This window comes from Rhizobium sp. 11_C7_N12_5, from assembly GCF_051811145.1.
GTDB classification, from domain to species: Bacteria; Pseudomonadota; Alphaproteobacteria; order Rhizobiales; family Rhizobiaceae; genus Rhizobium; species Rhizobium lusitanum.
The window spans coordinates 1,639,303-1,662,446 of sequence record NZ_JBPWPY010000001.1; the positions used below are offsets into that span (position 1 = coordinate 1,639,303).

The 23,144-nt window shown below is 59.0% G+C and carries 20 protein-coding genes; 8 read left to right on the forward strand and 12 right to left on the reverse strand.

What is annotated here, in order from left to right; translation table 11 throughout:
* Window positions 1-95: 95 nt before the first annotated feature.
* A complete protein-coding gene (locus AB8B29_RS08175) occupies window positions 96-1,331 on the reverse strand; it encodes an ABC transporter substrate-binding protein (protein WP_037202417.1) in 1,236 nt (411 codons plus the stop codon).
* A 461-nt stretch (window positions 1,332-1,792) separates the two neighbouring features.
* On the opposite strand from AB8B29_RS08175, the gene AB8B29_RS08180 reads away from it, so the two are divergent.
* Window positions 1,793-2,824: a LacI family transcriptional regulator gene (locus tag AB8B29_RS08180; RefSeq protein ID WP_047556781.1), complete on the forward strand. Its 1,032-nt coding sequence runs from the start codon at window positions 1,793-1,795 to the stop codon at window positions 2,822-2,824.
* A 61-nt stretch (window positions 2,825-2,885) separates the two neighbouring features.
* Here the strand turns inward: AB8B29_RS08180 and gndA are convergent, their stop codons facing one another.
* A complete protein-coding gene (gene gndA, locus AB8B29_RS08185) occupies window positions 2,886-4,313 on the reverse strand; it encodes an NADP-dependent phosphogluconate dehydrogenase (protein ID WP_047638258.1) in 1,428 nt (475 codons plus the stop codon).
* Window positions 4,314-4,610: 297 nt separating this feature from the next.
* Between gndA and AB8B29_RS08190 the strand changes: the two genes are divergently transcribed.
* Window positions 4,611-5,009 (forward strand): polyketide cyclase, encoded by a 399-nt coding sequence (locus AB8B29_RS08190; protein WP_047638331.1) that lies wholly within the window; start codon window positions 4,611-4,613, stop codon window positions 5,007-5,009.
* Window positions 5,010-5,015: 6 nt separating this feature from the next.
* Here the strand turns inward: AB8B29_RS08190 and AB8B29_RS08195 are convergent, their stop codons facing one another.
* From AB8B29_RS08195 to AB8B29_RS08225, 7 genes are all read right to left on the reverse strand, one after another.
* Window positions 5,016-5,630 carry an ABC-type transport auxiliary lipoprotein family protein gene (locus tag AB8B29_RS08195; protein WP_051964402.1) on the reverse strand — a complete coding sequence of 205 codons (615 nt, stop codon included), beginning with the start codon at window positions 5,628-5,630 and terminating at the stop codon, window positions 5,016-5,018.
* A gap of 38 nt (window positions 5,631-5,668) precedes the next feature.
* Complete coding sequence (locus tag AB8B29_RS08200; RefSeq protein WP_047556570.1) at window positions 5,669-7,039, reverse strand: MlaD family protein; 1,371 nt, start codon at window positions 7,037-7,039, stop codon at window positions 5,669-5,671.
* A gap of 9 nt (window positions 7,040-7,048) precedes the next feature.
* On the reverse strand, window positions 7,049-7,912 hold the full coding sequence (locus AB8B29_RS08205; protein ID WP_037202422.1) for an ABC transporter ATP-binding protein: 864 nt from the start codon (window positions 7,910-7,912) through the stop codon (window positions 7,049-7,051).
* Between the two features lie 12 nt (window positions 7,913-7,924).
* Window positions 7,925-9,085 carry an ABC transporter permease gene (locus AB8B29_RS08210; protein WP_037202423.1) on the reverse strand — a complete coding sequence of 387 codons (1,161 nt, stop codon included), beginning with the start codon at window positions 9,083-9,085 and terminating at the stop codon, window positions 7,925-7,927.
* A 153-nt stretch (window positions 9,086-9,238) separates the two neighbouring features.
* Window positions 9,239-10,459, reverse strand: a complete 1,221-nt coding sequence (locus AB8B29_RS08215) for an MFS transporter (protein ID WP_113118658.1) — start codon at window positions 10,457-10,459, stop codon at window positions 9,239-9,241.
* A 167-nt stretch (window positions 10,460-10,626) separates the two neighbouring features.
* Window positions 10,627-11,439 carry a UDP-2,3-diacylglucosamine diphosphatase gene (locus AB8B29_RS08220; protein ID WP_113118659.1) on the reverse strand — a complete coding sequence of 271 codons (813 nt, stop codon included), beginning with the start codon at window positions 11,437-11,439 and terminating at the stop codon, window positions 10,627-10,629.
* A gap of 113 nt (window positions 11,440-11,552) precedes the next feature.
* A complete protein-coding gene (locus tag AB8B29_RS08225; protein ID WP_162740591.1) occupies window positions 11,553-12,308 on the reverse strand; it encodes a glycerophosphodiester phosphodiesterase family protein in 756 nt (251 codons plus the stop codon).
* A 229-nt stretch (window positions 12,309-12,537) separates the two neighbouring features.
* Here AB8B29_RS08225 and AB8B29_RS08230 point away from each other — a divergent pair, with 229 nt between their 5' ends.
* Both AB8B29_RS08230 and AB8B29_RS08235 read left to right on the forward strand, forming a co-directional pair.
* Window positions 12,538-14,850, forward strand: coding sequence for an NADP-dependent malic enzyme (locus AB8B29_RS08230; protein WP_037202428.1), 2,313 nt, complete (start codon window positions 12,538-12,540; stop codon window positions 14,848-14,850).
* 149 nt (window positions 14,851-14,999) lie between these two features.
* Window positions 15,000-15,737 carry a hypothetical protein gene (locus AB8B29_RS08235; RefSeq protein ID WP_113118661.1) on the forward strand — a complete coding sequence of 246 codons (738 nt, stop codon included), beginning with the start codon at window positions 15,000-15,002 and terminating at the stop codon, window positions 15,735-15,737.
* A 73-nt stretch (window positions 15,738-15,810) separates the two neighbouring features.
* On the opposite strand, the gene AB8B29_RS08240 is transcribed toward AB8B29_RS08235, so the two are convergent.
* Together AB8B29_RS08240 and AB8B29_RS08245 are read right to left on the reverse strand one after the other, a co-directional pair.
* The gene (locus AB8B29_RS08240; RefSeq protein ID WP_113118662.1) at window positions 15,811-16,638 is read right to left on the reverse strand and encodes a TolB family protein; all 828 of its coding nucleotides are present in this window, start codon (window positions 16,636-16,638) and stop codon (window positions 15,811-15,813) included.
* Between the two features lie 28 nt (window positions 16,639-16,666).
* The gene (locus AB8B29_RS08245) at window positions 16,667-18,346 is read right to left on the reverse strand and encodes an NAD+ synthase (protein ID WP_113118676.1); all 1,680 of its coding nucleotides are present in this window, start codon (window positions 18,344-18,346) and stop codon (window positions 16,667-16,669) included.
* A 189-nt stretch (window positions 18,347-18,535) separates the two neighbouring features.
* Here AB8B29_RS08245 and AB8B29_RS08250 point away from each other — a divergent pair, with 189 nt between their 5' ends.
* From AB8B29_RS08250 to AB8B29_RS08265, 4 genes are all read left to right on the forward strand, one after another.
* Window positions 18,536-20,464 (forward strand): LTA synthase family protein, encoded by a 1,929-nt coding sequence (locus AB8B29_RS08250; RefSeq protein ID WP_113118663.1) that lies wholly within the window; start codon window positions 18,536-18,538, stop codon window positions 20,462-20,464.
* Window positions 20,465-20,601: 137 nt separating this feature from the next.
* Window positions 20,602-21,150: a DUF1003 domain-containing protein gene (locus tag AB8B29_RS08255; protein ID WP_037202433.1), complete on the forward strand. Its 549-nt coding sequence runs from the start codon at window positions 20,602-20,604 to the stop codon at window positions 21,148-21,150.
* 154 nt (window positions 21,151-21,304) lie between these two features.
* Window positions 21,305-22,192 carry a hypothetical protein gene (locus AB8B29_RS08260; RefSeq protein ID WP_113118664.1) on the forward strand — a complete coding sequence of 296 codons (888 nt, stop codon included), beginning with the start codon at window positions 21,305-21,307 and terminating at the stop codon, window positions 22,190-22,192.
* A complete protein-coding gene (locus AB8B29_RS08265; protein WP_037202435.1) occupies window positions 22,189-22,593 on the forward strand; it encodes a hypothetical protein in 405 nt (134 codons plus the stop codon). Before AB8B29_RS08260 ends, AB8B29_RS08265 begins: the two co-directional genes overlap by 4 nt.
* A 37-nt stretch (window positions 22,594-22,630) precedes the next feature.
* Here AB8B29_RS08265 and AB8B29_RS08270 read toward each other — a convergent pair whose 3' ends face one another.
* Complete coding sequence (locus AB8B29_RS08270) at window positions 22,631-23,056, reverse strand: GFA family protein (protein ID WP_112440300.1); 426 nt, start codon at window positions 23,054-23,056, stop codon at window positions 22,631-22,633.
* Between the last annotated feature and the right edge of the window lie 88 nt (window positions 23,057-23,144).

The window sequence follows — 23,144 nt, forward strand, 5'->3', positions numbered from 1 at the left end:
AGGGCCGCTGTGGCAAACCGGATCACGCTATGTGTCCCGGCCGTGATACCGGCCCGCTACGCGAAGCCGGTATCACTACAGCGAGAAGGTAGAGGTCAATCGGCCGCGGCGATGATGTCTACGAAGCGCTTCTGTGCCGCTTCCGGCGTCATCGCGGGATTTGCGAAGAACTCGGAGAACAGGTCCTCCTTCTGCTTCTGGGTATCGGCGGAAAGAAGCTGGTCCGTACCCTCGATCACGTTACCCTTCTTCAGGATCTCGAGGCCCTTCTTCATGCAGTCGTTGGCTTGCGCGAGATCCACGTCACCACGAACGGGCAGCGAGCCCTTCTTCAGGTTGAAGGCGACCTGCGTCTTCGGATCGAGCAGTGTCTTGGCCAGCACTTCCTGAGCCTTGGATTTGGCATCGTCCTTCAGCAGCGGGAAGTAGAATGCATCGCCCCCTGTCGAGATGACTTCATTGACGCCGAGGCCAGGAAGGCAAGTATAATCCGTGCCGGCCTTCTGGCCCGCCAGCGCGAACTCGCCCTGCGCCCAGTCGCCCATGATCTGACCGCCGGCCTTGCCGGTGATCACGAGGTTCGTGGCCTGGTTCCAATCCTGGACGTTGGAGCCCTTGGAGAGCTTGCGGGCATCGTCGGCAGCCTTGAAGACCTTTGCGATTTCCGGTCCGGCAGCGACTTCCTTATCCTTGTCTCCGAATACCTTCTGGAAGGTATCCTTGCCGGCGATGGCGACCATCAACACGTCGAAGGCACCCGCGGCCTGCCACGGCTGACCACCCAAGGCGAGCGGAACGATACCGGCCTTCTCCAGTGCCGGACCAGCGGCAACGAACTCATCCCAGTTCTTCGGAACCTCGACGCCGGCCTTCTTGAAGGCTGCGTTCGAGAGCCAGAGCCATTGCCAGGAGTGGATATTGACCGGGGCGCAATAGATCTTGCCGTCGATCGTGCAGGAATCGAGCAGGCTGGACGGGCGTATGACATCCTTCCAGTGCTCCTTGGTGGCGACATCGGTCAGGTCGCGCATGAGGCCGGCCTGCACAAGCTCCTCGGCCTGGCGGCCGTGGTTGAACTGGGTGGCGCCCATCGGATCGCCACCGGTGATGCGGCTGACCATGATCGGACGCGCAGTACCGCCGGAGCCGGCAATCGCACCATCAACCCAATGATTGCCGGTGGCGTCGAACGCTTTTGCCAGCTCGGCCACCGCGGCAGCTTCGCCGCCGGACGTCCACCAATGGGTTACTTCCAAATCTGTCGCGTTGGCTACCCCCAGCGGCAACACGACCGACGCAGCAAGCGCAGTCGCCATCAAACGGATATTCATGAGTTCTCCTCCCTCACTGAAACGTTGCCGGAAAAACCTAGTCGAATCATTTTCGCCGCGCAACCGCCAACTCGTGATTTTTTTGAAGATAGTTGAATATACAACCTATGAGTAAGTATTTCCTGTCGAATACGCGGTCTGTACAGAGCTCATTCAACTGAAATCCCTTCAAGGATTTTTCCATAAATAGCTGATTTTATTTTATATTCTTAAAGACCATCTCCACAATTTCCCAGATGCAGCTCCGCGGCTGCAAAGCTTTCGATGGGTAAGCAGCGATGCAACCTTTAGGAATTTAGACAAAAGATGCACCGAAAATAAAGCTCGACATTCGTACTGTATCGTTACAGTTTTGATCATTGGCGGAGGAACAGTCGCATTGCGTCTATGCTTGCGATACTGGCGTGAGCAATATAAGCGGATTGGCCGCGGGAGGCGGCCGGGAGGCGAGCTTGTACGAAATGGACAATAAGAAAACGTCAGGGGGCGGCACTCAGCCCGCACCGGAGCGGCCGACACTGAAGACGATCGCCTTCATGACGGGGCTTGGAATTACCACCGTTTCGCGCGCATTGAAGGATGCCCCCGATATCGGCGCCGAGACCAAGGAGCGGGTGCGCATGGTTGCCCGGCAATTGGGCTATCAACCGAATCGCGCCGGCGTGCGCCTGAGGACCGGCAAGACCAATGTCATTGCGCTGGTGCTGAGCATCGACGAAGAGATCATGGGCTTCACCAGCCAGATGGTCTTCGGAATTTCAGAGGTTCTGGCCGGCACGCAATACCACCTGGTCATCACGCCGCACTCGCACAGCAAGGACCCCTTGGTTCCCGTGCGCTATATCCTCGACACCGGCTCTGCGGATGGCGTCATCATATCGCGTACGGAGCCGGATGATCCGCGTGTTCGGTTGATGCACGAACGCGGCCTGCCCTTCGCCACGCACGGGCGGACGGACATGGGCATCGTTCACCCCTTCCACGACTTCGACAACGAGGCCTTCGCCCACGAGGCCGTTCGTGCACTGGTCGCCAAGGGGCGGCGTCGCCTGGCGCTGCTGCAGCCCGCCAGCAAGCTGACCTACTACTCGCATATCCGCATCGGCTTCCAGATCGGCCTGCACGAATACGGCGCCGAGGAGATCCCGCTGAGGGTAACGACCGATGCGCCGCTGGCCGATATCAGGGACAGCGTCGAGGCGCTGATGCGCTCTCCTCATCCGCCTGATGGAATCGTCTGTTCCAGCGGCGGCGGCGCCATCGCCGTCAATGCCGGCATCGAGGCGGCTGGTTTCCGCCTCGGCCGTGATATCGATATGGTCGCCAAGCAATCGACTGACGTGCTGAACTGGATCCGCCCGGAAATCATCACGATTTATGAGGATGTTCGTCATGGCGGCCGAGAGCTGGCCAAATCCGTCATCGCCCGCATCGACGGGATAGAACCGGAATTGCTGCAAAGCATCAGCTCGCCTGTCTGGCCGAAGAGCTGACGATAAAAAGGCCCGCCGGATTTCGCCGGCGGGCCTTTTCAGTTTAGATTCTGCAGCTCACTCAGCCGTTTGCGCCACTGCCCCATGGGCCGTGATGGATGTCCTTGCCGTCGATACGGTCGAAGCCGTGCGCGCCGAAGAAGTCGCGCTGGGCCTGGATCAGGTTGGCAGTGCCGCGAGCCTGACGATAGGCGTCGAAATAGGTCAGTGCCGAAGCGAGCGCCGGAACCGGCAGGCCGGATGCCGTGGCCGCCGAAACGATGCGCCGCAGCGACGGGATCGATTCTTTGACCATCTCACCGAAGGCCGGCGTAACGATCAGGTTTGCCGCATCAGGCGCCTTGGTGAAGGCGCTGGTGATCTCGTCGAGGAACTGCGAACGAATGATGCAGCCGGCACGCCAGATCTTGGCGATAACAGGCATCGGCAGCGACCAGTTGAACTCCTTCGATGCTTCGGCCATGACAGCAAAGCCCTGCGCGTAAGCGCCGATCTTGGCGGCGAACAGCGCCAGTTCCAGATCCTTTAACAGGTCGGGACCGAAGGCGATCGGGAACTTGTAGTCCGGCGTGCCGAAAATCTTTTCGGCGGCCTCGCGCTGGCTCTTGAGAGCCGAAAGGCTACGGGCTGCAACGGCGGCTTCGATAGCGGTCGCCGGAATGCCCATGTTCTGCGCTTCGATCGCAGACCACTTGCCGGTGCCCTTCTGGCCGGCCTTGTCGAGGATGACGTCCGGCATGGCGCTACCGGTCGCCGGGTCCTTGGCGGCCAGAACCTTTTCGGTGATCTCTATCAGGTAGGAATTCAGCCGGCCCTTGTTCCAGTCGCCGAAGATACCGCTGATTTCGGCGGCGCTCTTGCCGAGTCCATCTCGCAGGATGCCGTAGATTTCGGCGATCATCTGCATGTCGGCATATTCGATGCCGTTGTGGATGGTCTTGACGAAATGACCGGCGCCGTCATTGCCGAGCCAGGCAACGCAGGGATCGCCGTTGTATTTTGCAGCGATCGACGTCAGTACTTTTTCGACGCGCTTGTAGGAATCCTCGGTGCCGCCGACCATGATGGACGGGCCATGACGCGCCCCTTCCTCGCCGCCGGACACGCCCATGCCGATGAATGTCAGGCCAGTATCCTTCAGGCGATCGAAGCGGGCCATGGTGTCGCGGAAATTGGCGTTGCCGGCATCGATCATGATGTCGCCCTTGTCGAGATGCGGCTGCAGCGCCGCCATCTGCTGATCCACCGGCTCGCCGGCCTTGATCATGATGATGATCGGCCGCGGAGGGCGGATCGCCTCGACGAACTCCTCGATCGTCTTGCAAGGAATGATCTTGTCCTTAAGCGCGCCCGCATTCGCATAGAATTCGTCCGTCACTTGCGGCGTCCGGTTGAACACCGCGATCTTGTTGCCTTTTTCGGCAATGTTGAGCGCCAGATTCGATCCCATCACAGCAAGACCGATCAGCCCGATTTCTGCCTTTTCCACGACAATCCTCCAATGAGTCGTTGACCACATCCGGCGCCGCGCCGGGGGCGCAGAGGACGCGGCAACATCCGATAGGACGCAATGCCTCCGTCAATCGATGCGAGTTGCGACGGCCTGCGTTGGGCGTTGTTGTTGCATTCCGAGCGTGAAACGGCAAGCCTTCGACAGCCCCGAATCGCCCGCTTTGCAGGACTGTGCAAAAATGTTGCGGGATTCGCGGCCCATCCATTTTCCATGCGCACGAGCCCGCAGCCGATCGCCAGTCCGCCGCGAGAAAATATAGAGGAGGAGACCATTATGTCGACCATGATCGCGAAGATCGTGCATATCTCCATCGATCGTCGCTGGACGGAGGTCTACGGTTTTGCCAGCCGTCCGGAAAACATGCCGCTATGGGCTTCCGGCCTGGCATCGGGATTGAAGCAGGATGGAGAGGACTGGATCGCGGAGGGCATTCTTGGCACCGCCCGCGTACGCTTCGCCGCCCGCAACGACTTCGGCGTCCTCGACCACAGGGTGACCTTGGATTCCGGTCTTCAGGTTCACAACGCGCTGCGGATCGTGCCGAATGGCGACGGCTGCGAGGTCATGTTCACCTTGCTTCAGCTCCCCGGCATGACCGAAGAGCAGTTCGCGGCCGATGCCGCGCATGTGTTGAAAGATCTCGGGACTCTCAAAGAACTGATGGAGCGATAATGGCCCTTAAAGCGAGCGCAACGTCCAGTCGACAAGCTCGCTGGTCACGCCCGCAAACGCGGCGTCCAGCGCCCGCACGAAATCGGGATTGCTGCCGCCGCTGACAGGCACGACCTTCCGGAAGATATTCTGCGCCTTTACCGTACCCGTGCGGTCGTTCAGAATCTTTTCCGAGATTTCGACCGTCGCGGTTTTCTGGCCGCCTACGGTATTGATCTCGAAGGAACGAATGTCGGTGACGACCTGATAGTCGATCGCCAGGCCCTGCCCCGGCACGCCGACGCCACCGAGCTTGCCGGTATTCTCGAAAGCCTCGACCAGCTTCGACTGCACCATCCTGCTCAGCTTGTCGCTCCATTGCGACTTGCCGAGATACTGGATTTCCGAAGATGAAACGCGGATGACGATCTGGTTGCTGTCCAGCGCCTGCAGCGCGGTCGGCGGCGGGATGAGGATCTGTCGGTTCTTGACCGAAGGTCCGTTCGCCTTCACCGACGCGGAAAGATCGTAGGTGTCGTTGTTGGAGGAACTTCCGCAGCCCGCCAGCAAGGCTCCTAGCAATGGCAATGCGATCACAGCTTTCCACACCTGATGACGCTCACTCGACACGCAACCGACCATATTCCGCTTATCCCCTGGAGCCCAGATATCGCTATTCATCAGTGCCGCGCTCGGCCATCATATGTCTTGACCGTATCCCCACCGAAGATCAGTCGCTGTGGATTGCGGTCGAAATTAGTGATTGTAGTATTCAGATTGTCAACCGTGCCCCGCATGTCATTAATGAGAGTTTGGACATCGCGCAGGCCGCCACTCGAAAACTTCTGCAGATTATCGGCGATCGGGCCGATACGGGAATTGAGATTGTCAGCCATCTTCTTGAAGGATTCCAGCGTATCCTTGGCTTCGGCGAACAGCGATTGCGTGCTGTCGTTGCCGAGCAGGGAATCGACCTTCGTGAGAATGCCGTCGACCTTGCCGGACGCCGAGTTCAGCTTGGTGGAGATGTCCCGCGCATTGGCGATCGTCTGGTCGATATCCTGCTGATGCGCCGCAACGGTATTGGCCACATCGCGAATAGACGCGACAGCGGTGCGAGCCTGCTTCGTCACGTCGGCAATGTCATCCACCGATCCCTTGATCTTCGCCGGATCGATCTGCGCGACGATGGCGTCGACACGATCCAGCGTCTGCTGCGCCTTCTGGCCGAAGGTGGTGTAGGTTTCGGCCGTCTGCTTGAAGCTTGCGATGGTCGCCTTCAGATCGGTCGTGGCATCCGCCACGTTGGCGGTAATCCTGTCGGCATTGGCGATGACGTCGTTGACCTTCTGGGCATCGACTGCGCGCACCAGTTTCTCAATTGCATCCAGCGTCGAGTCGATGCGCGTCGAAACTGTCTTGAACGTATCGCCAAGCTGTCCGACGCTCGCCAAGAACTTGTCGATATTATCGGAATTGTCGGCGATCGCCTTGGAGAATTTCTGCGCGTTGCGCACCGTATCGGTCAGCGGCCCGCGCGAATCCGAGACGAAGCCCTGGATGTCGCCGATCGTATCATTGGCGCGGTTGAGAATCTTGTCCGCCGTGGTCAACAGGTTCGTGACGCTGGACTGATCGGCAAGCAGCACGGCGCGTTTGCCGGTATCGATCGAACGTTTCAGGATATTCTCGTCGCCGTTGCGGCCGCCGGAAAGCTCGATATAGGCAGCACCTGTCAGGCCCTGAATTTCAAGAATAGCCTTGGTAGACGTATAGACCGGCGCATCGGCACGCACCTGCGTGAATGCCAGCGAGTAGTTCGGATCGTCGGCATCGATCGAAAGGCTCTGCACCGAACCGACCTGAATGCCGTTGAAGCGAACCGGTGAACCGACGCTCAAACCGTTCGCAGAACCTGGGATGCGCACCACGAGTTCGACCATCGGACCGCCGCGGCCATATTCCGCCATCCAGTAGACGAAGCCGAAAGCGGCCGCGATAACGAGCAGCGTGAAGAACCCGACGATCGTATAATTGGCTTTGGTTTCCATTGTCTCCAGTCACTTCTCGCGGCTGTGGGGGCCTGCGCCGTTGTCGTCGTTGTGCTCCCTGATGTCTTCCCGCGGCACGATCGAACGTGCGCGCTTGCCCCTGAAATAGGCTTGTACCCAAGGGTCATCGCAGGCGAGCATGTCCTCAACTGTGCCTTCCACCAATACCCGCTTCTGTCCAAGAACAGCAATACGGTCGCAGACGGAAAACAGGCTATCGAGGTCGTGAGTCACCATATAAACGGTCAGGCCGAGCGTGTCGCGTAGCCTGGCGATCAGCTCGTCGAACTCCGCCGCGCCGATCGGATCGAGGCCGGACGTCGGTTCATCAAGAAAGACCAGGTCAGGATCGAGCGCCAGGGCTCTGGCAAGTGCTGCGCGCTTGATCATGCCGCCGGAAAGCTCGGACGGATATTTGTCGGCGGCGTCGGCAGCGAGACCCACCATGCGGATCTTCATCAGCGCCAGCTCGTCCATCATCTCTTGCGGCAGGTCCAGATATTCCCGCATCGGCACCTGAATATTTTCCTTCACCGTCAGCGAGGAAAACAAGGCGCCCTGCTGGAAAAGGACGCCGAGGCGCATATCGAGCTGGTTGCGCTCTGGCTCCGAGAGCGTGTCATAGTCTTCACCGAGGATCTCGATCTTGCCCGAGCGGCGCGGCAGCAACCGCAGTACCGTGCGCAGCAGCACTGACTTGCCCGCGCCGGAAGCGCCCACGAAACCGAGGATTTCGCCGCGATAGATATTGAGGTTCAGTTTATCGAGCACGACTTTCGATCCGAAAGCGACGGTGACATCCCGTGCCGACAGCACGATATCCCTGCCGTGCTCATCTCTTTCCAACGGGATTTCCGAGTGAAGTGCGCTCATCGTCGTCATCCCTCAGAAGTCGATCGCTGCGTAGAACATGGCAAAAAGCCCGTCCATCAGGATCACGACGAAGATCGACTTCACGACCGACGAAGTCACATGCTGACCCAGCGACTCGGCACTGCCGCCGACCTTCAATCCCTCGACCGCCGCGACGATGCCGATGACCAACGCCATGAACGGAGCCTTGATCATGCCTGAAATGACCGTGGAAAGGCTGATCGCCTCATGCAGGCGGGAGATGAAGGTCGCAATGGTGATACCGGAATAGCCCCAGGCGACCATCGCCGCGCCAAACAGCGAAGCGAAATTGGCAATGATCGTCAGCAGGGGCAGAGCGACGGTCAGCGCCACCAGCCGTGGGAAGATCAGCACGCCGATGGGGTTTAGACCCATGACCTTCAGCGCGTCCACTTCCTCGCGCATCTTCATCGAGCCGATCTCGGCGGTGATCGCGCTGCCGGAACGACCTGCGATCATGATCGCCGTCAGAAGCACGCCGATTTCGCGCAATTGAAGGATGCCGACGAGATCGACGACAAAGACTTCCGCACCGAAATAGCGCAGCTGGAACGCGCCTTGCTGCGCGATGATCGCTCCAATCAGCGACGACATCAGCAGGATGATCGGAACGGCCCTCACGGCCATGTGGTCGATCTGATTGACGATCGAAGCAGGCGAGACGCCGCTGCCGCGTCCGAACTTGAGCTGCGCACCGCGTACTGCGGAGCCCAATATGTACATGGCAGCAATGAGATTGCCCCAAAGTTCGTAGACATTTCTGCCGATCGGCGCAAACAGCCGCTCAGGCAATGATATCTTCGCCTTCGGCTCGCCCTTCTCCGCGTCCGGATCCTCGTCGAAGGCGGTCAGCAGCTCGTCGATATGCGAATTGGAGCCCTCGATCGTCACGGTGGCGCCATGCGCCTCCTGGCTCACCTTCAATCGCCGGATCAGCAGCGCACCGGCCGTGTCGACATCGGAGAGATCGGAAAGATCGATCACAACCTCGCCGCCGGCGCTCCGTTTCGAGAGCTGCTCGATCTGCCGCAGCACGCCGTGCACATTGGCGCTACGCCAATTGCCTTCAAGCCGATAGCGATGCCCATTGCCATCGGGCTCTTCATCGATCCTCGGTGCATCGGATTTCTGTTCGGCTGCTTTCAAGCTCATGCGTCTTTCAAATGTGGCATCACCAACGTCGACTCACGGAGCCCGCACGACGCCGATGTTTAATACACCGACTGCACGGGAGATTGCTATGCTGCGCCGCGGCCAACATATGTCACGGCTTTTTGATATCCAAATGAATTTGTTGCATCCGCGTTATGAGACGCCGTGTGCGCCCCCGCCGATCGCCGAACTCCTGGGCCGGAGGTTGCGCGCGAAGATGACCATGCCCAGGCCGAACGCAGCCACCGCTGCCATCACATAGTAGCTGGAAAGGTCTAGCCAGGCATAGAGATAACCGGACGCGAGCGTCATCAGGCCGAGGAACATGCCGTTATAGAAATAATAGGCGCCCTGAGCGGACGCTTCCTGCGTTTCCTGAACGGATCCGACGATGCGGCGCTGGATGCCGGTATGCACACAGGCATAGGTGCAGGAATGGAAGCACTGCAGCAGGAAATAGCCGGCGAAACCGAGATTGATGGGGAACAGGATCCAACGCAGGACGCACATGCTCGAGCCGAAGAAAATCAGCGTCCACGCACTGAAACGGCGACTTAGCTTTCTCGAGAGGAAGAAGACCATTACCTCCGCCGCCACGCCGATGCTCCAGAGAACGGCAATCTGGGTTCCGGAAAAGCCGAGCTTGTGCCAATAGATCGACGCGAATGTGTAGAGCATCGCATGGCTCGATTGCTGCACCGAGACCCCGATCATCGTGATCAGCAATTGCGGAGAGCGCAGCGAGCTTCCAGTGGGCGACTGCAGATTGATCGGCTGGTTGCGCCGCCGCGTCGGCCCGATACGCGGCGTGATCAGCGCCGTGAGCATGGTCAGCACGAAGCCGGCGACCATGACGGGCAGTACCATGGTGCCTCCCCACATCCCGATCATCTGGCCGCCGAAAAGCGTCGAAACGATGAAGATGATCGATCCCCAGACACGCATGGAGCCATAGTCGAACCCCCAGCGGCGCACCCCCGACATAGCGATCGATTCGACCACCGGCACATAGGGCGCGTAGGTCGCGCCCTGGACGCCATAAACGAGCAGCACGGGCCAGAATTCGCTCGTCCAGTAAAGCGCGATCGCCGTCAGCAATGACAGTCCACCGGACCAGAACAGCACATCGGCGCGTTCCTTCATGTGATCGGCAAACACCGCGATGACGGGCGTCACCAGAACGCGCACGACCATCGGCACGGCTATCACGAGACCGATTTCATGATCATTGAAATTTAATCCCGCCAGCCAGACGGGGAAAAACGGCAAAGCGATCCCGTTGACGAACAACGGCGCGCAGTAGGACAAGGCGGTGCGCAGACGGAAATACGAAGGCGCGCCCTCGCCCTGCAAGGATTTTTTCGCGGGAATCATGACAGACCTGAAGGGAACTGAATTTGTCCGTATCACGCTATCGAGAGTACGACTATGGCGAGAAATAGCCAAATCGTAACGTTTCGGAAAAAACCCGAATTACAGGCGCCTCATGACGATCAATAATTATGACAGCCTGTTATTGCGTCCGTGAAGCGGCGCTAAAATTAGGCTGCCCGGGCGCCGACGCCGAGTGCCTTCGGCAACTCTTCGACAGATATACCGGCCGGCTCCGTCTCGAGGATCGACCGCCAGGTAAGCAGCTCGAAAGTGCCGTCCTCATGCTCGGCGATCGCCGTGCAGCTTTCCACCCAGTCACCGGTATTGATATAGCGGATGCCGTCGAGATCCTCGATGACAGCGTGATGGATATGGCCGCAGATCACGCCATCGGCATCGTTGCGCTTGGCTTCCTCGGCGACGACACGCTGGAACTCGCCTATGAAGTTGACGGCATGCTTCACCTGCAGCTTTGCCCAGGCCGAGAACGACCAATAGGGCATGTTCAGGCGACGGCGCACGGCCGCGAGGCCGATATTGATCAGAATGGCCATGTCGTAGGCCCAATCGCCGAGATAGGCGAGCAGGCGGGCGTTACGAACGACGACATCGAATTCGTCGCCATGCAGGACGAGATACTTCTTCCCGTCGGCAGTCTCGTGCATGGCGCGTTGCGCGACCTCGATGCCGCCAAAGTGCGTGCCGGGGAAATCGCGCAGGAATTCGTCGTGATTGCCGGGGATATAAACGATCCGTGTGCCTTTGCGCGCCTTGCGCAGAACCTTCTGCACCACGTCATTGCAATCCTGCGGCCAGTACCAGTTTCGCTTGAGGCGCCACCCATCGATGATATCGCCGACGAGGAAAATGGTATCGGCATCGTGGTAGCGCAGAAAATCGAGAAGGAAGTCCGCCTTGGCGGCCTTCGAACCGAGATGTACGTCAGAGATGAACAGTGTACGGAATCGCCGGGTGTCCATGTTTTCATTCACGAACTATAAGTCCGTGCCCTATCCAAACTTGGCTATTCCAAAACCAGACTCGTGTTTCAGGAAGATGACAAACCCTGTGTCCGCTGGCCTACCGGGCTGGATCAGCCACGTTTGGCCGCGATGGCGAGATCGGGACGATCGGTTGTAAAACTGGCGACACCGAGGCGAAACATCGCTCTTGCCGCTTCGCTCGTATGCGCGGCCCAGCCGTGCACCGTCATGCCGCTTCTGCGTAGGATGCCCATGACTTCGGCGTCCAGGGCGTCGGCACGCACCGCTATCTCGCGCACACCGCAGCTGCGGAGCGCGGCGATGATCCCATTCCAGCCAAGCTGCGCAGTCATTTGCGGCGAGCAAAGAAAAATGAAGCCGAGCGACTCGCCGACGTTCAAACCGCGGTCACCAAGTGCTGTGCCAAAGGCTTCGAGACGCGGCAGGGCGAAACTGGTGATCATCGTCCGTGACACCATGCCGGTCGCCATCAACTCATCGACGATGCGGGCTTCCATCCCCTCATAGGGCGTGCCGTCCGCTTTCGTCTTGATCTCCAGTCGCAGATCGACCGGGGACGGGCCGAAGATATCGATGGTCTCAGCAAGGGTCGGAATAGTCTCGCCGTCGCTTCCGATCACGACATGGCGCATCAGCTCTTCATGGCTGAGATCGACAATGGCCCCCTTGCCGTCGGTCATCCGGTCGATCAGGGCATCGTGATGCACAACCAGCTTGCCGTCCCGCGTCTGGTGAACGTCGAATTCAACGAGATCGACATCAAGCTTGGCCGTCCTTGAAAAGGCAAGCCTGGTGTTTTCTGGCCATAGATGCGCGCCGCCGCGATGAGAAGCGATCAATGTCATGGAGGGTCCTTCGTCTGCCGTTCTCATAGGCCCACGCGATGAACCCCTTATGACTGTCCGAGCGGCGAAGCGGCGAAGCGGGGAAGCATAGCCCTCACCGGCCCCAAGACGGACACCGGCGAATCCGCGATGACAAAAAAGCGGTCGGCGACGTCAATTGCATACTGTGAACGCGAAGCGATTGATGTATTCAGGGGACTCAAAGCATAGGCAGGAATGGAGAAGTGTGGTGGATACGCACGATACATCGAAGGCAGCCAAGAACATGGCGAGTGGCGATCTCGACGAACAGGCTCTCTACTTTCATCGTTATCCCCGCCCCGGCAAGCTTGAAATCCAGGCCACCAAGCCGCTCGGCAACCAGCGGGATCTGGCGCTGGCCTATTCTCCGGGCGTGGCCGCACCCTGCCTCGCCATCCGCGACAATCCCGAGACGGCAGCGTACTACACGTCCCGCGCCAATCTCGTTGCCGTGATTTCCAATGGTTCGGCCGTCCTCGGCCTCGGCAATATCGGCCCGCTCGCGTCCAAGCCTGTCATGGAAGGCAAGGCGGTTCTGTTCAAGAAATTCGCCGGCATCGACGTGTTCGACATCGAAGTGGCTGCGCCCACCGTCGACGAGATGGTCAACACCATTTCGGCGCTGGAGCCGACCTTCGGCGGCATCAATCTGGAAGACATCAAGGCGCCTGAATGCTTCGACGTCGAACGGCGCCTGCGCGAAAAGATGGAAATCCCGGTTTTCCATGACGATCAGCACGGCACCGCCATCATCGTCGCCGCCGCCATCCTCAATGGACTGGAACTGGCCGGCAAGAAGATCGAGAACGTCAAGATCGTCGCCTCCGGCGCCGGTGCCGCGGCGCTTGCCTGCCTCAATCTGCTCGTCATACTCGGTGCCAAGCGCGAAAACATCTGGGTCCACGACATCGAGGGCCTTGTCTACAAGGACCGCAACGTGCTGATGGACGAATGGAAGTCCGTCTATGCCCAGGATAGCGACAAGCGCGAGCTCGCCGAGTCGATCCCAGGCGCCGACGTCTTCCTCGGCCTTTCGGCCGCAGGCGTGCTGAAGCCCGAGCTCCTCGAGAAAATGGCGGAAAAGCCGCTGATCATGGCGCTGGCCAACCCGACGCCGGAAATCATGCCCGACCTCGCCCGCGCCGCCCGTCCCGATGCGATGATCTGCACCGGCCGTTCGGATTTCCCGAACCAGGTGAACAATGTTCTCTGCTTCCCCTATATCTTCCGTGGCGCGCTCGACTGCGGCGCCAAGACGATCAACGAGGAAATGAAGATGGCCGCGGTGCGCGCCATAGCCTCGCTCGCCCGCGAAGAGCCGTCCGACGTTGCTGCCCGCGCCTATACCGGCGAGACCCCGGTCTTCGGTCCGAACTATCTGATCCCCTCGCCCTTCGATCCGCGCCTGATCCTGCGCATCGCTCCGGCTGTGGCGAAAGCAGCCGCCGAAAGCGGTGTGGCGCTGCGCCCCATCACCGATTTCGATGCCTACATGGACGAACTCAACCGCTTCGTCTTCCGTTCCGGCTTCATCATGAAGCCGATCTTCGCCGCTGCGAAGATTGCCGAGCGCAAGCGCGTCGTCTTCTCCGAAGGCGAAGATGAGCGCGTGCTGCGCGCCGCACAGGTTCTGCTTGAGGAAGGCACAGCCACCCCGATCCTCATCGGTCGTCCCTCCGTCATCGAGACCCGCCTGAAGCGATACGGCCTCAAGATCCGCCCGCATACCGATTTCGCCGTCATCAATCCGGACGACGATCCGCGCTTCCGCGAGTATGTCGAGCTCTATTTTTCGCTCGTCGGCCGCAGCGGCGTCATCCCCGAGGCCGCCCGGACGATCGTGCGCACCAACACGACCGTTATCGGCGCGCTTGCCCTGAAGCGCGGCGAAGCCGACGCGCTGATCTGCGGCCTCGAAGGCCGCTACGAGCGCCACCTGCGCATCGTCCGCCAGATCATCGGCAAGCGCCCGGATGTTCGGGATTTTTCGGCGCTGAGCCTGCTCATCTCGCAGCGCGGCGCAACCTTCTACACCGATACCTACGTGTCGTTTAATCCCGGCGCCGAGGAAATCGCAGAGTCGACGGTGCTGGCGGCGGAGGAAATCAAGCGCTTCGGCATCACGCCGCGTGCCGCCCTCGTCTCGCACTCCAACTTCGGCTCGCGGGAATCGGAAAGCGCGACCAAGATGCGCAATGCCCTGGCGCTCGTTCGCGAAGCCGCGCCGGAGCTGGAAGTCGATGGCGAGATGCACGGCGACAGCGCCATTTCCGAAAGCTTGCGCCGCCACGTCATGCCGGACAGCACGCTTTCCGGCGAAGCAAACCTGCTCGTCTTTCCCAATCTCGATGCCGCCAACATCACGCTTGGCGTGGTCAAGACCATGACCGACGGGCTGCATGTCGGGCCGATCCTGCTGGGTACGGCCCTTCCCGCCCACATTCTTTCGCCTTCGGTCACTTCACGCGGTGTCGTCAACATGGCAGCCCTGGCCGTGGTCGAGGCATCGCAACTGGCCTGACGAAGCATTTTTTTGCGGCCGCCCAAGCATGGTGGCCGCAAATCACAATTCGCTAAAATCCTCTCGAAATCCGTGTGTTTTGATGGATACGTTGTTAAGCTCCAAAGTGTAGTTTCCAACGAAATCAACCCGCCTTCGAGAACAGAATCGTGAACCGCGGCACAAACCTAGTTTCCATTGCCCTGCTGTCCCTGTTGACGGCCACACCGAGCTTCGCGCAGGCCAATCTGTGCGACGAATTGCGCGGCCGCTACGCCGATACCGCTGAAGTGGTCGGCGCGAGCCAGGAGACGCGCCAGCTTTCGCGCGCCATAGTCCAGCAAAACACGATGATCCGCCGCTTGATGAGTGATCTGCGCAATCAGGGCTGCGTCGAAGACAGCAGCATGGTGATCATCGGCTCAAACAACGAAGGCGTCTGCGACGACATGCGAACGTCGCTCGATGGAATGCGGCACGATCTCGGCATGTTGGTAGATCAGCGCGATGAGAGCGTCGGCCGCATCGACGCGGCCAGCCTTAAGCGCCGGCAACTGCTGGATACCATGCAGAGGAACGGTTGCAGCGCGCCGGCCTCGGCCACGCCGGATATCGTCATCGATACCCGCACCAAGCTCGACGCCTATGCGCCGCAGCAGCAGTCCCTTGCGCAGCCGGAAAGCTCGATTACCATAATCGAAACGCCAAAACCCCAGAAGAATTCCGGTCTGCCGCAAAAGCAGGCTCCGGCGGTGACGCAGGCCGAGCAGCAGCAATTCCCGCCGGACAGACCCTACGATCCGTCAGCCAACAAGGTCCGTCAGGTCGGGCCGCAATTCCTTGCGACCGACCAAGGTGGCATTGACCTGAAGCATCCGAAAGAGGCCGGGCCGCAGCCGACGCAATAGGCTGCCGCAACAGGGAAATGATGACTTCGTCGCCTACTTCCTGCGCGAGGTTGCGGTAAGAGCGTCCAGAGCGTCAGGCCGGCTCGTAACGGACATAGGCGAACTCGTCGCCATCGGGCGACCAGTTCGGCACGTTGATGCTTCCTTGTCCGCCGAAGAGTTCGAACAGCGTCGTGAGATCGCCGCCATCCATATCCATCAACCGCATCCGCACATTCAGATCGCGCGGATGGTCGAAGACTTCAGGATCGTAGGAGATCAGCACGACCTTGTCGTTCCTGGGAGATGGATGGGCAAACCAATTGCCATAATTATCATCGGTCAGTTGCTGCAACCCCGTGCCGTCGGGATGAATGCGCCAGATCTGCATGAGACCGGTGCGGCTGGAGTTGAAATAGATCCATTGCCCATCGGCCGAAAAATCCGGGCCATCGTTGCGGCCCTCGCCATGCGTCAGCCGCGTCTCTTCACCGCCGTCGATCGAGATCGTGTAGATATCGAAGACGTTGTCGCGGATGCCGCAATAGGAGAAGCGCTGCCCGTCGGGTGACCAGCCGTGCCAATAGGACGGCAGGTTGGTCGTGACCTGCCTAGGCGTGCCGCCTTCGGCCGGCAGCACATAGATGCAGGATTTGCCATGCTCCGTCTTGTCGGAAATCGCGATCAGCGATCCGTCGGGAGAAATCCCATGATCGTTGTTGCACTGCGTGGCGAAGCCGGTATCGACGCGAACGATCTTGCCAACGCCACCCAACGGCAGCCGGTAAAGCAGACCGTCGCCGTTCAGCAGCAAATAGCGTCCGTCAGGCGAATAGTTCGGCGCCTCGATCAGCTGGTCCGTCTGGAAGACCACCCGGTTCGCACCCGTGCGGATATTGTAGATCTCGACCGAGCTGCGCATACTTTCCCCTTTAACGCCGGCGTTGCGATCAGCGATCGCGGAACCGGTTGGTGATCGGATAGCGGCGATCACGACCAAAATTCTTCTTGGTGATCTTCACGCCCGGAGCCGACTGGCGGCGCTTGTACTCGGCGAGATAAAGCAGATGCTCGATGCGATGAACCGTCGCGACATCATGTCCGCGCGCCACGATCTCTTCGACCGACATTTCCTTTTCCACCAGGCATTCGAGGATATCGTCGAGCACCGGATAGGGCGGAAGCGAATCCTGGTCTGTCTGGTTCGGCCTCAGTTCAGCCGAAGGCGCCTTGTCGATAATGTTGTAGGGGATCACCTCGCCTGAAGGGCCGAGCGCGCCCGGCGGCACATGCAGGTTGCGCCAGCGAGACAACGCATAGACCTGCATCTTGTAGAGATCCTTGATGGGATTGAAGCCACCGTTCATGTCACCATAGAGCGTGGCATATCCAACGGACATTTCCGACTTGTTGCCCGTCGTCACCACCATCGAGCCAAATTTGTTGGAGATCGCCATCAGGATAGTGCCGCGAGCACGGCTCTGCAGATTTTCCTCGGTGATGCCGCTTTCCGTACCTTCGAACAGATCGGACAAGGCCGTCGTGAAGCCGGTGACAGGATCCTCGATCGGCACGATATCGTAGCGGCAGCCGAGCGCCTTGGCGCAATCCGCCGCATCCTTCAAAGAATCCTCTGAGGTATAGCGATAGGGCAGCATGACGGTGCGTACGCGCTCCTCTCCGAGCGCATCCACCGCAATCGCCGCGCAGATCGCCGAGTCGATACCGCCGGACAGGCCAAGCACGACCGACTTGAAGCCGTTCTTGTTCACGTAGTCGCGGAAGCCCAGCAGGCAGGCGCGGTAATCGGCCTCCTCGCCTTCCGGAATATGCGCCATCGGTCCTTCGGCGCAATGCCAGACGTCGCCGTTCTTCTTCCAGGTGGTGACTGCCAGCGCGGTCTCGAACTGGCTCATCTGGAACGCCAGCGTCTTGTCGGCATTGAATCCGAAGCTCGCGCCGTCGAAAACCAATTCGTCCTGACCGCCGACTTGGGCGGCATAAACAAGCGGCAAGCCTGACTCGATCACCTGCCGCAATGCAACCTGGTGACGGACATCCACCTTGCCGCGATAGTAAGGCGAACCGTTCGGGACCAGCAGGATTTCCGCACCGCTCTCGGCCAGCGTTTCGCAGATGCCGAGATCGTTCCAGATCTCCTCGCAAATCGGTATGCCAAGGCGGACGCCGCGAAAATTGACAGGCCCCGCGATGGTCCCTTCGTCGAAAACCCGCTTCTCGTCGAACTCGCCGTAGTTCGGCAAATCGACCTTGTCCCTGATGAAGATGACTTTACCGCCATCGAGCACGGCCACGGAATTGTAGCGGCCGGTGTCGTCCTGCCGTGGGACACCGACGACGACGCCTGGCCCGCCATCGGCGGTATCGGCGGCGAGACTTTCAACGGCTTTCCAGCAAGCGCGGATGAAGGCCGGCTTCAGCACCAGATCCTCCGGCGGATAGCCGGAAATGAACAATTCCGTCAACATCAGGAGCTGCGCGCCTTCGCGCGCCGCCTCGGCCCGCGCCTCGCGCGCCTTGGCCAGGTTGCCGGAAACGTCGCCGACCGTCGGATTGAGCTGCGCGACGGCGATACGGATGGTCTGAGTGATCGGGCTTTGCTCTGTCATGCCATACATTTAGCGATGGCATTCTTCTTCCGCAACCGCCTTCGTTCACCTGCAGGTATCAAAGATCGCACTACGCGCATAGGCGGTATTTTTACCCGGAAAACTACCAGGTCAGCCTTGCGGTTCATCCAGAATTCATGACAGAAACGTGACAATTATATGAATACCCTATAACATTCGGAGAAACCCTTGGTCGATCTGGTCATCGGTTCCGCTTTGGCGGGCAGGCTCGTTCTTTTCCAGAAAATCGGCGCAGCGAGGCAGAAATCAGCCGTCCTGCGCCAAGTTCTGAGCCTTACTCTGACCTTGCTGCTCGCACTGTCGATCGTCATTGCCGTCGAATGGATTGTGCGCGGTGAGTTTTCGACCGTCCCGTCCTATCTCTTTTCTCCGTCTCGCCCCGGCTTCACCACCATCGGCATCGTCATGCTGACTATGCTCATTTTGGATGCGGCTCTCGGCCGAGCGCATCTATCGGTCTTGATCGTCGCACCGCTGCTGTTGGTTCCGGCGTTCATCTCCAGCCAGAAGCAGAACTATCTCTCCGATCCGCTCTATCCGTCTGATTTCCTGTTTGCACGACAGATCATGGAATTGATGCCTGTGATGGTGCGCGATCGGCCGTGGACCGCCGCGGCACTCGCCATCGGCGTCATTGCGTCCCTCGCCGCCCTCGCCTTTCTGTGGCGCCATGCCTGGCAACACGCCGCCGCGCTATCGCAAAAGGCGCGCATGACCAGGCTGTCGGTATGCCTGCCGCTTGCGGCGCTGTTCGTTTCGCAGATGGACCCGACGCAATATTCCTCCATCCGTGAGAAACTGCGCATCATCCCGATCGTCTGGGATCAGAAGGAAAACTACAGCTACAACGGCTTCGTCATCGCCTTCTCGCTCAACCTGCCGATGGCCGATGTCAAATCCCCGGCGGGCTACGGACCGGATGCGATCGATGCTATTCCGGCGAGAAACTACGACTATCTCTCCGGTCCGCGCGAGAAGCCTGACGTCATCATGCTGATGAGCGAATCCCTCTGGGATCCGACCCGGCTGTCCAATGTCGCCTTTACGCCCGATCCGATGCCGACGATCCGCGCCAGGCAATCCGGTTACGTCTTTTCGCCTGAGTTCGGCGGCATGACCGCCAATGTCGAATTCGAGGCGCTGACGGGCTTTTCCAATGCCTTCCTGCCCTATGGCAGCATCCCCTATCAGCAATATGTGCGCCGGCCCATGCCGTCGCTTGCCACCTTCTTCCGCGGCGAAGGCTATGCGGCACGCGCGCTCCACCCCTTCAGCGGCTGGTTCTGGAATCGCAACGAAGTCTACAAGGCTTTTGGCTTCGAGGAGTTCCACACCGATGAAACCCTACCGCCGATGGAGAGACGCGGCATGTTCGCCGCCGACGATTCCCTGATGAAGGAAATCATGCGCGAGGGAGACGAAGCCGATCAGCCATTCTTCTTCTTCGCTGTCACTCTTCAGGGACATGGCCCTTACGAACCCAATCGCTTTGCACAGAATACCGTCGATATCACCGGCAACCTGAACGACGACGATCTTGCAACGCTCGCCACCTATGCGCAGGGCGTTCGGGAATCCGATGACAGTCTGAAGATGCTGATGGACTGGGCTGAAAAGCGTGACCGTGAAACCATCATCGTCCTCTGGGGCGATCACCTGCCGCCGCTCGGCAGCGCCTATCCGAACACCGGCTACATGCCCCAGCAGGTGGCGACGCGAAAGGCACCGCTCGACGTTATGAAGCAGGAGCACGAAACGCCGCTGGTCATCTGGTCGAGCAAGAATGGCGTACGCAAGGATATCGGCACGATCAGCCCGTCGCAACTGCCCTATCACGTGTTGAAAACAGCCGGATATGAACATCCCTTCTACACTGGCTTCCTCGGCCGCGTGCAGAAGAAATACACCATCGTCGACCGTTATCAGCTCGCGACGCGCGACAACGAGGCTTTCCCGGACTGGGCGCGCAACGAGCAGCACCTCGATCCGACGGTGCGCGACTATCGCCATCTGCAGCACGACATCATGTTCGGACGGGAATACGGATTGGACCGCTTCTTCCCGTCGCATAGCTGGCTGGTCAGCCAAGGGAGTTAGCGGATCGAACACAATGGTCGAGCCGAACACGCAAGGTTGGATTCGATCCACCATGCTGCAACCCTTTTCGCGTTGCATTTTCGTTGGGCAGTCGAATACTTGGCGCTCAAAGACGATCAAGCCCCCGGAGTATCCTCATGTACAATCTGCCAAATTTCGTCCACCAGCATTTCGACAAGACGGCCGAAGAGCTGGGCGAGACAGAAAAGCGCGTGCTCAAGAAAGCGCATGAGCGCAAGATCGTCTCGACCGATATCAACGCGGCCTTCTCCGCCAATGCGTCCTATGGCGAACGCCTCGCCGACGGCATCGCCCGTGTTGGAGGCTCCTGGGCCTTCATCGTCTGCTTCCTGCTGTTCCTGGTCTTCTGGTGTGTCGTCAACACCATCGTACTCCTCACCCGCGCCTTCGATCCCTACCCTTTCATCTTCCTCAACCTCGTCCTCTCCATGATCGCCGCCATCCAAGCGCCGATCATCATGATGTCCCAGAACCGCCAGACCGAACGGGATCGCTTCGAAGCAGCCAAGGACTATGAGGTCAATCTCAAGGCAGAACTCGAAGTCCTCTCGCTGCACCAGAAAATCGACATGCAGGTGCTGACGGAGCTTTCGGCATTGCGCGAGGAATTCTCTTCACTCAGGAAGAGAATTGAGGAAAAAAGCAGCGGAGTCTCAAATAATTAAGACTTTCAGTGCCGCCTAAAAGATAGTATATTTCTCCCCAATCATAGTATTTTTCCACGAATATTAAGTTCCGCCTGTGCGACGAATATAAGTGAAATCTCTGTATATTTGCAGAGATTTCATTCCCGAACGCGATCACCGAGCGAGGCCGCTGATGCCAGGTTACCGCACGAAATTTCGCAGTTTCTTTGTGGGCGCGTTTTCGACGACGATAGTTTTTGCCGCCCCGGTCTATGGTGTCTTGGCGGATGAGTGCCCCAGCAAGATCATAAAATCCCATCAACTCGGCGATGTCGCGTTCGAAACCTCCAGCCGCGTCTACCGGGATGCAAATGTTGAAGTCTATGAAAGCTGCGTGAAAAACGACGGCGACAAGGATCTCTGGATAGACTGGAAAATTCCAGGTCCGAAAAGCTATGTGGTTCCTGGCGAAGCGGTGCCTTCCGCGAGAACCTTCGTAACGCGGCAGACAATCGACGCCCACTCCTGCCTTGAATATGGGCCGCTCTCCCAAACATTGGTGGATCCCTATCTTGGCCACGGCAGCGATAGCGCGCAAATGCAAAAGCAGGAGGCGCAGGGTTGCCGGCCAAGCCCGACGAGCGTCGGAGATAGAATCCTCGAAAAAATCCCCGACTACATGGACACGTTCTTCAAACTCTTCGTTCCCTCAGATAACGAAACGCCTCACGAAACGATGCTCAAGGTCGAGGGAAAGACATCAACCCTCCTGGATGGCGAAGCCTACCGGCAGAAGATAGTCTACATGGTTTCCCGCATTGAGGGCCGTAACGATGGCGACCCTCTTGACCTGACCATCAAACTCGAAGGCGAAAGCCAGGCCGCCGCCTATCTGCGTACCGCCTCCTCCTTCAAGGACATGAGTTGGAAAGTCCCCAGCTCCGAAGCAAATGAGATCAGCTTCACCGTCGCAATGCCGAAGAATCCGACGCTCGAAAATGCGAGATACGAGATTCTTGATCGCAATAAGATCGTTGTCGGTTCGTTTTTCGCGCCTGCATGGGTCGAAGCATCGCAATGAAAGTCTTTGGCACTCTACTTCGGTTCACACCGACAGCCCTATTGAGCTGGATTGCCGCATGGCAGGGAATCTTTCGCGGCACGGAACTCGTTCACCCGCAATGGTCGGATGCAGCGCTCTCGACCGGCGCTGCTCTCGCCTGCGTTCTGACGGTCATCGTGATCGCCTGCCTCTCCTCGATGGGCCGAAGGGCCGCCTTCGTATCCTTAGCGCTTTTTGTGGTGCTCTCCAGTGTCGCTTTGGCCTTTTGCATCTACTTCAGAAAGGAATTGATCGCAGCCCCCGATATGACTCAGCAAGAACAATACAAAGCCATGTGGAAATGGTCTTTGATTTCGATGCTGACCTTTGTGCCCCAAGTCGTAGGGTCGGCAATCGAGGCGATGGTGCGGAAGTCGTAAGCGATCGACAAATGCAAAAGCGTTCCAATAGCAACGTCTATTCCGAGGATCCTGCCGTGAGCAGCCCCGGCCGCCCCTGCCTGTATTGCGGCAGCCCATCGGTGATATCGTAGTAATCGCCCTTGTCGGCGCAGTAGATATGATAGGCGATCTCAAGACCGCTCGGTGGGTCGAAAAGCCCGGCCATGATCGAGATTTCCTCGGCCCCGTCAGCCGCCCAGAACAGCGCCGAGCCGCAGGTCTTGCAGAAGCCGCGACGGGCAAATGTGCTGGCGCGATACCAGGTGATTGCCTCTTCCCCCTCGATGAGGAGGTTGCCGATCGGAACGTTGGTGGCGGCATAGTAGAGCCCGGTCTGCTTGCGGCACTGCGAACAATGGCAGGCGACGACCTCCCGTAGCTTGCCACGTGTCTTGAAACGTACGCTGCCGCAAAGGCACGCGCCGGTATGTTCGTCGTTCATAGTCGCTCCCCTTTTTCATGGAACCTTCCCGAGAACGATATGCCGGTCAATCTCAAAGAAATGAAACGCATCTTCAGCCGGATTGATC

Bases quoted from the DNA above. Each gene is read 5' to 3' on its own strand.
- AB8B29_RS08175 (WP_037202417.1), bottom strand. From the start codon at position 1,331: ATGAATATCCGTTTGATGGCGACTGCGCTTGCTGCGTCGGTCGTGTTG.
- AB8B29_RS08180 (WP_047556781.1), top strand. From the start codon at position 1,793: ATGGACAATAAGAAAACGTCAGGGGGCGGCACTCAGCCCGCACCGGAG.
- AB8B29_RS08190 (WP_047638331.1), top strand. From the start codon at position 4,611: ATGTCGACCATGATCGCGAAGATCGTGCATATCTCCATCGATCGTCGC.
- AB8B29_RS08195 (WP_051964402.1), bottom strand. From the start codon at position 5,630: ATGGTCGGTTGCGTGTCGAGTGAGCGTCATCAGGTGTGGAAAGCTGTG.
- AB8B29_RS08200 (WP_047556570.1), bottom strand. From the start codon at position 7,039: ATGGAAACCAAAGCCAATTATACGATCGTCGGGTTCTTCACGCTGCTC.
- AB8B29_RS08205 (WP_037202422.1), bottom strand. From the start codon at position 7,912: ATGAGCGCACTTCACTCGGAAATCCCGTTGGAAAGAGATGAGCACGGC.
- AB8B29_RS08210 (WP_037202423.1), bottom strand. From the start codon at position 9,085: ATGAGCTTGAAAGCAGCCGAACAGAAATCCGATGCACCGAGGATCGAT.
- AB8B29_RS08215 (WP_113118658.1), bottom strand. From the start codon at position 10,459: ATGATTCCCGCGAAAAAATCCTTGCAGGGCGAGGGCGCGCCTTCGTAT.
- AB8B29_RS08220 (WP_113118659.1), bottom strand. From the start codon at position 11,439: ATGGACACCCGGCGATTCCGTACACTGTTCATCTCTGACGTACATCTC.
- AB8B29_RS08225 (WP_162740591.1), bottom strand. From the start codon at position 12,308: ATGACATTGATCGCTTCTCATCGCGGCGGCGCGCATCTATGGCCAGAA.
- AB8B29_RS08240 (WP_113118662.1), bottom strand. From the start codon at position 16,638: ATGCGCAGCTCGGTCGAGATCTACAATATCCGCACGGGTGCGAACCGG.
- AB8B29_RS08245 (WP_113118676.1), bottom strand. From the start codon at position 18,346: ATGACAGAGCAAAGCCCGATCACTCAGACCATCCGTATCGCCGTCGCG.
- AB8B29_RS08255 (WP_037202433.1), top strand. From the start codon at position 20,602: ATGTACAATCTGCCAAATTTCGTCCACCAGCATTTCGACAAGACGGCC.
- AB8B29_RS08260 (WP_113118664.1), top strand. From the start codon at position 21,305: ATGCCAGGTTACCGCACGAAATTTCGCAGTTTCTTTGTGGGCGCGTTT.
- AB8B29_RS08265 (WP_037202435.1), top strand. From the start codon at position 22,189: ATGAAAGTCTTTGGCACTCTACTTCGGTTCACACCGACAGCCCTATTG.
- AB8B29_RS08270 (WP_112440300.1), bottom strand. From the start codon at position 23,056: ATGAACGACGAACATACCGGCGCGTGCCTTTGCGGCAGCGTACGTTTC.